Raw genomic sequence first — 7017 nt, 5'->3', positions numbered from 1 at the left:
CCGCTACGAGAAGACCGCCACCATCTACCTGGCCGGACTCCACATCGCGGGCATCTTCCTCTGGTCCGCCCGATGATCCAAACGAAACCGCCTAGCTGCGGGCAGTCGTGCCTCCCCCAGTGCCTCAAGGGCCTGGGAGTGCCCCCAGGCGGCACGGGTGGGCGCAGCGGCATCCCGCTCCGCCGGGCTGCGCACCCACCCGGCCCCGGCCCCGGCACCGACGCCGGGTGCCTACAGGCTCACTCCCACCGTCACCGGCTCGTTCACCAGCGTGATCCCGAAGGCCTCGCGGACCCCGGCCACGACCTCGCGGGCCAGGGCGAGCAGATCCTCCGTGGTCGCCGTACCCCGGTTCGTAAGCGCCAGGGTGTGCTTCGTGGAGATGCGGGCCGGCCCGTCGCCGTAGCCCTTCGTGAAGCCCGCCTTGTCGATCAGCCAGGCCGCGGAGGTCTTGGTGCGGCCCGCCCCCGCGGGATACGCGGGCGGCTCCACCCCCTCACCGAGGCGCTCCCGCACCCGCGCGCGGAACGTCGCGAAATCGGCGTCCGTGAGGATCGGGTTGGTGAAGAAGGAGCCCGCCGACCACGTGTCGTGGTCCTCGGGGTCCAGGACCATGCCCTTGCCGGCGCGCAGCTTGAGCACGGTGTCGCGGGCCGAGGCGAGCGGGACGCGGTCGCCGGCCTCGACTCCGAGGGCGCGGGCCGTCTCGGCGTACCTGAGGGGGGCGGACAGGCCCTCGGCGTCCTCCAGAGCGAAGCGGACGCGCAGGACCACGTAGCGCTCGGGGTCGGACTTGAAGCGGCTGTGGCGGTAGGAGAAGGCGCAGTCCTCGTTGGCCAGGGTGACCGTCTCGCCGGTCCGGCGGTCGTAGGCGACGACCTCCGTGATCGTCGAGGAGACTTCCTGGCCGTACGCCCCGACGTTCTGGATGGGGGTCGCGCCGGCCGAGCCGGGGATGCCGGCCAGGCACTCGATGCCGGCCAGGCCCGCTTCCACCGTGCGGGCGACGGCGTCGCTCCACACTTCGCCGGCGGCCAGTTCCAGTCTCGTGCCGTCGAGGGAGTAGCCCTTGGTGGCGATGACGAGGGCGGTGCCCTCGAAGCCCTTGTCGCCGATGACCAGGTTGGAGCCGCCGCCGATGACGAGCAGCGGGGTGCCCGTCTCGTCGGCTTCGCGGACGACGGCGATCACTTCGTCGTCCGTCGTCGCGGTGACCAGCCGGGTCGCGGGGCCGCCCAGCCGGAAGGTGGTCAGCGGGGCGAGGGGGGCGTCGTGGAGTTCCAGCACGGGCTCAAGAGTACGAGACGGCACTGACAGGCTCCGGCACGCGTGCGTGCGGCCCCTGTCCGGGAGACGGGGGCCGCACGCGCGCGTGGTGTCGTTCAGGGCAGGCGGCGCATCGCCTCCGGCCAGGAGAGCGGGAGGTCGTCGCTGCCGGCCTGCCATGTGGTGAAGCTCGCGTCCTTCATCTGCGGGGCGAGGCCCCGGGCAGTGGGTCCGTGAGCGCCCGCGCGGACGAAGTCCTGGAGTGCGGCCTTGGACTCCCAGGCGGACAGCGTCCAGAAGGTCCGTCGGAGGGGCTTCGCCTTCAGGGTCGCCCCGTAGACGCCGGGGCTGCGGCGCACCTGGCGCCAGACGGCGGGCGTCCCGGCGAGGAACTTCAGCGCTCCCCACAGGGTGCGCGTCTCGAAACGGGAGGCGAAGACGTGCACCTCGATGTCGCGGGGCGGGGTGTTGGGGACGGTCCAGGGAAGGGTGGGCATGACCGTTCTCCTTCGGGTCGTCGCGGTCAGTGGGACGCGGTCTCCAGGACGGGGGCCGGTTCGGCCGGGGCGGCCTGCGGCTCGGCGCGTCGCCGGGTCGGGATCAGCAGGGCCGCGACGCCCGCGAGGGCGACGACCGCGGAGCCCGTCACCAGTGCGGGGCGCATGCCGTCGACGAAGGTCTGGCCGGTCTCGTAGCCGCCCTGCGCCGCGAAGATCGACGCCATGACGGCGATGCCGAGCGCTCCGCCCACCTCGCGCAGGGCGTTGTTGGCACCGGAGGCGATGCCCTGCTCCGAGGGCCGGACGCTGGACATCACCAGGTGCGAGGCGGGGGCGAAGAACAGGGCCATGCCGATGCCGCTGACGATCAGGGCGGGCAGCTGGGCGGCGTAGGAGGCGTCCGCCGTGGCCACGACCGACATGTAGCCGAGGCCCAGGGCCTGGAGGAACAGGCCCGCGGCGACGACCGGGCGGCCGCCGATGCGGTCGGCGAGGATGCCTGCGATCGGGGCGACCAGCATCGGCATGCCGGTCCAGGGCAGCATCCTGAGGCCCGCCTCGGTGGGCGAGTAGCCGAGGACGCCCTGCATGTACTGGCTGAGCAGGAAGATCGAGCCGAACATGCCGAGGAACATCAGCAGGCTCGCCGCGTTGATGCCGGCGAAGGCCCGGGAGCGGAAGAGCCGCATCGGGAGCATGGGGTTGGCGGCACGCGCGCTGTAGAGGACGAATCCGGTGAGGAGTGCGGAGCCCGCGAACAGGCCCGTCAGGACCACCGAGCCGGTCCAGCCGTCGACGGGGCCGCGGACCAGGCCGTAGACGATGCCGAAGAGGCCGCTGCTGGCGAGCAGGGTGCCGGGTATGTCGAGCGGGGCGCCGGTGCCGTGGGACTCGGCGAGGCGGAGGCGGGCGAGGGGCAGCAGGGCCAGACCGAGCGGGACGTTCAGCCAGAAGATCCACTGCCAGGAGATGTGCTCGGTGAGGGTGCCGCCGACCAGCGGCCCGGAGGCGACGGCGAGTCCGTTGACGGCTCCCCAGATGCCGTACGCCATGCCCCGCTTGGCGGCGGGCACGGCTGCGGTGAGCAGGGTGAGTGTCAGCGGCATCATCACCGCCGCGCCGGCGCCCTGGATCGCGCGGGCGGCGATGAGGGAGTCGATGCCCGGTGCCAGGGCCGCCGCGGCGGAGGCGCCGGTGAAGACGGCGAGCCCGGCGATGAAGAGCCGGCGGCGGCCGAACCGGTCGCCGAGGGCCGCGCCGAACATCAGCAGGACGGCGAAGGTGAGCGTGTAGGCGCTCACGGTCCATTCCAGGTCGTGCAGTCCCCCGCCGAGGTCCTCCCGGATGGAGGGCAGGGCGGTGGTGACGACGAGGTTGTCGAGGGCCGCCATGAATCCGGCGACGCTGGTGATGACGAGGGCCCAGGCGGCTCCCCCGCGGCGTGCGGTCTGCTGTGACATCTCTCCCCCAGAGAGGTGATTCGCTTGATCGGCTTAGTTATTGATCACTAACTTTTGAGATCATGAAAAAGGGCAGCATTCCCGCCTTCCCTGTCAGATCTCCAGCCGGCCCTTGAGCCGCGCCGACGGGTACAGCCCCTCCCAGACGCGGTGTTCGGGAGGGAAGCCCATGGCCGCCAGGCAGTTGATGAGCATCCCGTAGGCCATGAAGGTCGTCGTCTCGCTGACGTCGCCACCCAGCGGCACATGAACCGTGTCCCACAGCCGCATCCAGCCGGCGCGCACCGACTCGCCGAACTCCTGGTCGCCCTCTTCCTCGGCCGCCTTCACGGCGACGTACATCTGCATCTGCATCATGAGCCGCTCGGGCCGCTCCGCGATGACCTTGGTGTACGCGTTTCCCATGGCGTGCAGGGCCTCTTCGCCCGACAGCCCCTCGGAGGCCTCCGCGAAAGTGCGGATCGTGTCTTCCACGCACCGCTCTGCCGCCGCCAGGAAGATCGCCTTCTTGCCGGGGAAGAGCCTGAAGAGATACGGCTGCGAGACACCGACCCGCCGGGCGATCGCCTCGGTGGACGTGCCGTGGTAGCCGCCGCGGGCGAATTCGATCGTCGCCGCGCGGATGACGCTCTCGCGCCTCTCCTCCGCACTCATCCTGGCCATGCGAGTAAGTTAGTACTCAATCACTAACTACGTCAAGCGAGTGTCGATGGCCAGGTGCGAATAAGGGGCGCCTCACCCTGGAGAGCGCCCCTTACCAGGTCGTCTGCCGTCTCAGGCCAGCCGCACGACCGCACGCGACATGCCGAGCACCTTCTGCCCCGCGCTCGTCGCCGTGAGGTCCACGCGGACGGTGTTGTCGTCGAGCTTGGCCGCGACCTTGCCGGCGACCTCGATCACGGCGCCCTGGTCGTCGTTCGGGACGACGACCGGCTTGGTGAAACGGACGCCGTACTCGACGACCGCGCCCGGGTCGCCGGTCCAGTCGGTGACCACGCGGATCGCCTCGGCCATGGTGAACATGCCGTGCGCGATGACGTCCGGCAGGCCGACCTCCTTGGCGAACTTCTCGTTCCAGTGGATCGGATTGAAGTCGCCGGAGGCGCCCGCGTACTGGACGAGGGTCGCGCGGGTCACGGGGAAGCTCTGCGCGGGCAGTTCGGTGCCGACCTCGACGTCAGAGTAGGAGATCTTCGCCGTCATGGGATCGCTCACGCCTCCTCGGCCGCGCGGGCCACGAGCTTGGTCCAGGCGGTCACGACGTGCTCGCCGGCCTCGTCGTGGACCTCGCCGCGGATGTCCACGATGTCGTTGCCCGCGAGGGACTTGATCGCCTCGATGGTGGAGGTGACCGTGAGCCGGTCACCGGCGCGGACCGGGCGGCGGTAGGCGAACTTCTGGTCGCCGTGCACCACGCGGCTGTAGTCCAGGCCGAGCTGGGGGTCCTGGACGACCTGCCCGGCGGCCTTGAACGTGATCGAGAAGACGAAGGTCGGCGGCGCGATCACATCGGGGTGGCCGAGCGCCTTGGCGGCCTCCGCGTCCGTGTACGCCGGGTTGGCGTCCCCGACCGCCTCGGCGAACTCACGGATCTTCTCCCGGCCCACCTCGTAGGGCTCGGTGGGCGGGTACGTCCGCCCCACGAAGGACTGGTCGAGCGCCATGGCCCGGCACCTCCTGGTTCCGCTACTGAACGGTACGGGTCATTCAACGACGCGAGGCCGCCCCCGATCACTCGGGAACGGCCTCGTGTACGAGCCTGATTTATCGCGTTTCGCGGTGCGCGGTGTGCGCGTTGCAACGCGGGCAGTGCTTCTTCATCTCAAGACGGTCCGGGTTGTTACGCCGGTTCTTCTTGGTGATGTAGTTCCGCTCCTTGCACTCCACGCAGGCCAGCGTGATCTTCGGGCGGACGTCGGTGGCAGCCACGTGAGTGCTCCTAAGACGAACGGATGGACTGTTTAACGCAAGAAGAGTAGCCGATCGAAGGACCGACCCCGCAATCGGCTACTGTCAGTAGCGGTGACCGGACTTGAACCGGTGACACAGCGATTATGAGCCGCTTGCTCTACCGACTGAGCTACACCGCTTTGATGTGATCGGGCCCCCGCCTCGCGACGGGAACCAGCCACACCAGAGCCCCAAAACGGAATCGAACCGTTGACCTTCTCCTTACCATGGAGACGCTCTGCCGACTGAGCTATTGGGGCGAGCGATGAAGACATTACACGCTCCGCGGCCGTTCGCCCAAATCCGTTTCGGGGTACCCGCCCGGGCCGCACCACCGTCCGCACAGCAGCCTCGCGCGCGCCTCTCGTTCCGCACGGCGGACCACGCCGGTACGACTATTGCGCTCCTCCCCGCGACGGACGGGAGGCCGTCCTAGGCTCGACTCACTCTGAGTGATCATGCGTCCTCGCGTGCGCAGCCGAGCCCCAGGAGCGCGATGCCCGACAGCCAGCCGCAGCCACCGCCCCCCTCGTCCTCGCCGGGACCGGCCGACCCGTCGTCGCTGCTGCTGTGCGGTGCGCGGCTCACCGACGGCCGGACCGTGGACGTACGGCTGGTCGGCGGGCGCATCGAGGCGGTCGGCACGGCCGGCAGCCTGGCGGCGGGCGGCACGCGCGCGTGCGGAGAGCGAGTGGATCTCGGCGGCTATCTGCTGCTGCCGGCCCCGGCCGAACCGCACGCGCACGCCGACACGGCGTTGTCGGCCGACGCCCAGGGCCCCGTCTCGTACGAGCCCCAGGACGTCCAGCGGCGGGCGACCGAGGCCGCGCTGCTCCAGCTCGGGCACGGGGCGACGGCGGTGCGGGCCCATGTGCGGGTGGGGGACGTGCAGGGGCTGGGGGTGCTGGCGGCCGTGTTGCAGGCGCGGCGGGCGCTGCGGGGGCTGGCGGAGCTGACGGCGGTGGCGATGCCCCGGGTGCTGACCGGGGTGGCCGGGGCGGACGGGCTGGCGGTGTTGCGGGACGCGGTGAAGATGGGCGCCTCGGTGGTGGGCGGCCGGCCGGATCTCGACCCGGATCCGACGGGGTACGTGGAGGCGGTCCTGGAGGTGGCCTCCGAGCACGGCTGTCCCGTCGACCTGCACACGGACGCCGGGGATCCGGCGCGGCTGGCCCGGCTCGCGGCGATGGCGGGCGGGCTGCGCCCCGGGGTGACCCTCAGCCCGTGCGGCGATCTCGGCCGGCTGCCCTCCGAGGTGGCCTCGCGGACCGCGGACCAACTGGCGGCGGCCGGGGTGTCGGTGGTGTGCTTGCCGCAGGGCGGCTGCGGTGGCGTGGACCGGCGGGGGGCGGCTCCGGTGCGGCTGCTGCGCGCGGCCGGGGTGCGGGTGGCCGCCGGGAGCGGGGCGCTGCGGGACGTGTCGAACCCCGTGGGGCGCGGCGACCCGCTGGAGGCGGCGTTCCTGCTGGCGTCGCGCTACGGCCTGTCGCCCGGGGAGGCGTACGACGCGGTGAGCGGGTCGGCGCGGGCGGTGCTGGGGCTGCCGGAGGTGCGGGTGGAGGCGGGTTTCCCGGCCGAGTTGCTCGCCGTGCGCGGGAACGGGCTCGCGGGGGCGCTGTCGCTGGCGTACAGCCGCGTGGTGGTGCACCGGGGGCGTGTGGTGGCGCGGACCAGCGCGGTGCGGGAGTACTGCAGTTCGGCGGCTTCGGTGGAGCTGGGGCTGCCGCGGCAGGGGCGGGGGCAGTTGTCCTAGGCAGTGTCTTTCCGATCATCTGATCGTTGGGTCGGTCGTGAGGGATGGGGAGATATCTGACGCTGCGTGGACGGTGATCGAGCCTTTG

Annotated in this window: 8 protein-coding genes and 2 tRNA genes; 1 reads left to right on the top strand and 9 read right to left on the bottom strand. The window is 71.3% G+C overall.

The features are described 5' to 3' along the window. Positions 1 to 231: 231 nt before the first annotated feature. From ABZ192_RS42905 to ABZ192_RS42865, 9 genes are all read right to left on the bottom strand, one after another. On the bottom strand, positions 232 to 1287 hold the full coding sequence (locus ABZ192_RS42905; protein ID WP_356929883.1) for a UDP-N-acetylmuramate dehydrogenase: 1056 nt from the start codon (positions 1285 to 1287) through the stop codon (positions 232 to 234). 95 nt (positions 1288 to 1382) lie between these two features. Then, entirely contained in the window at positions 1383 to 1763 is a 381-nt protein-coding gene (locus ABZ192_RS42900; RefSeq protein ID WP_356929882.1) for a DUF3291 domain-containing protein, read from the bottom strand. Positions 1764 to 1789: 26 nt separating this feature from the next. Then, positions 1790 to 3226 (bottom strand): MFS transporter, encoded by a 1437-nt coding sequence (locus ABZ192_RS42895; RefSeq protein WP_356929881.1) that lies wholly within the window; start codon positions 3224 to 3226, stop codon positions 1790 to 1792. Between the two features lie 93 nt (positions 3227 to 3319). Further along, positions 3320 to 3889 (bottom strand): TetR/AcrR family transcriptional regulator, encoded by a 570-nt coding sequence (locus tag ABZ192_RS42890; protein ID WP_356929880.1) that lies wholly within the window; start codon positions 3887 to 3889, stop codon positions 3320 to 3322. Between the two features lie 111 nt (positions 3890 to 4000). Then, positions 4001 to 4429 carry a MaoC family dehydratase gene (locus ABZ192_RS42885; RefSeq protein ID WP_356929884.1) on the bottom strand — a complete coding sequence of 143 codons (429 nt, stop codon included), beginning with the start codon at positions 4427 to 4429 and terminating at the stop codon, positions 4001 to 4003. An 8-nt stretch (positions 4430 to 4437) separates the two neighbouring features. Continuing rightward, positions 4438 to 4890 carry a MaoC family dehydratase N-terminal domain-containing protein gene (locus ABZ192_RS42880; RefSeq protein ID WP_356929879.1) on the bottom strand — a complete coding sequence of 151 codons (453 nt, stop codon included), beginning with the start codon at positions 4888 to 4890 and terminating at the stop codon, positions 4438 to 4440. Positions 4891 to 4990: 100 nt separating this feature from the next. Next, on the bottom strand, positions 4991 to 5155 hold the full coding sequence (rpmG, locus tag ABZ192_RS42875; protein ID WP_003948671.1) for a 50S ribosomal protein L33: 165 nt from the start codon (positions 5153 to 5155) through the stop codon (positions 4991 to 4993). 88 nt (positions 5156 to 5243) lie between these two features. Continuing rightward, a tRNA-Met gene (locus tag ABZ192_RS42870) sits at positions 5244 to 5316 on the bottom strand. Positions 5317 to 5363: 47 nt separating this feature from the next. Further along, positions 5364 to 5436: transfer RNA gene (locus ABZ192_RS42865), tRNA-Thr, on the bottom strand. Positions 5437 to 5672: 236 nt separating this feature from the next. Here ABZ192_RS42865 and ABZ192_RS42860 point away from each other — a divergent pair. Beyond that, positions 5673 to 6929 carry an amidohydrolase family protein gene (locus ABZ192_RS42860; protein WP_356929878.1) on the top strand — a complete coding sequence of 419 codons (1257 nt, stop codon included), beginning with the start codon at positions 5673 to 5675 and terminating at the stop codon, positions 6927 to 6929. Positions 6930 to 7017 lie beyond the last annotated feature (88 nt).

It is taken from the genome of Streptomyces sp. NPDC006235 (genome assembly GCF_040613735.1).
Lineage (GTDB): Bacteria > Actinomycetota > Actinomycetes > Streptomycetales > Streptomycetaceae > Streptomyces.
Note: the sequence above shows the minus strand (reverse complement) of the source record. Positions and strands in the feature narration are given on the sequence as shown.